Annotated in this window: 2 protein-coding genes; one reads left to right on the top strand and one right to left on the bottom strand. The window is 47.6% G+C overall.

Annotation, left to right across the window (positions count from 1 at the left end; all coding sequences use genetic code 11):
* A partial coding sequence (locus ACTHUR_RS12680) for a polyprenyl synthetase family protein (protein WP_440398842.1) occupies window positions 1–504 on the bottom strand: 504 nt, incomplete at its 3' end.
* Window positions 505–730: 226 nt separating this feature from the next.
* On the opposite strand from ACTHUR_RS12680, the gene ACTHUR_RS12675 reads away from it, so the two are divergent.
* The coding region (locus tag ACTHUR_RS12675) for a bL21 family ribosomal protein (protein WP_440346398.1) at window positions 731–879 on the top strand (149 nt) is incomplete at its 3' end.

The raw sequence follows: 879 nt of genomic DNA, 5'->3' as shown, positions 1-879 counted from the left end.
AACTTGGACGTATTGCTCTTCGGTAATATCCGTATTGCCGATGTTCATCAGCTGCATGACTTCGCCTTCGGCGATGATGTTGGTCGCATCGGCCATCACTTCCAAAATACGCATGCTGCCCGAACCAACCATCAGTTGGAAGGCGCGTGTATAGAGGAAGTCGCCGACCAAAACGGCCGCCGCGTTGCCGAAGAGATTGTTTGCGGTTTTACGGCCGCGGCGCAATTCGCTTTCATCGACGACATCGTCGTGCAGGAGGGTGGAGGTGTGGATGAATTCCACCATCGCCGCCAGCGAATACAGCTTTTCATCGTCATGCCCGACTGCTTTGCCTGCCAAAATGGTAATAATCGGACGCAGTCGCTTACCGCCCGCGCTGATGATGTATGTGCCGATTTGCGAAATCAGCGCGACATCGGATTGAACAGCTTGGTTGATGACCGCATTAACTTTGGCAAGGTCATCGGGCAGGTGGCGTTGGAAGTAAGGCAGGTTTTCGAGCATAAAACATTCTCTGTTGACAAAACGGAGCGGGGCTCCAATGAATCTGTTTAAACCCGTACATTCGGTCGGGGTAATAATGTTGCATAAAGATATCAGCAATCCAGCGCGTGATTATATCAGTTAAAAAGCATGCAACATATCTTTCAGATGGCCTTTTCACTTGTAAATAAAATAAATTTTGACAAAACAGGCAAATAGAAATAGAATAGCTCGTTTCGCACATGGTGTGCGGAAAGTTAACCTAATTCTCATGGAGTTGAGTATGTACGCGGTCGTAAAAACCGGCGGTAAACAATATAAAGTTTCCGTTGGCGAAAAATTGAAAGTAGAACAGATACCAGCCGAACTCGACAGCCAAATCGAACTGACTGAAGT

The sequence above is a fragment of the Neisseria sp. P0021.S007 genome, assembly GCF_051956855.1.
Note: the sequence above shows the minus strand (reverse complement) of the source record. Positions and strands in the feature narration are given on the sequence as shown.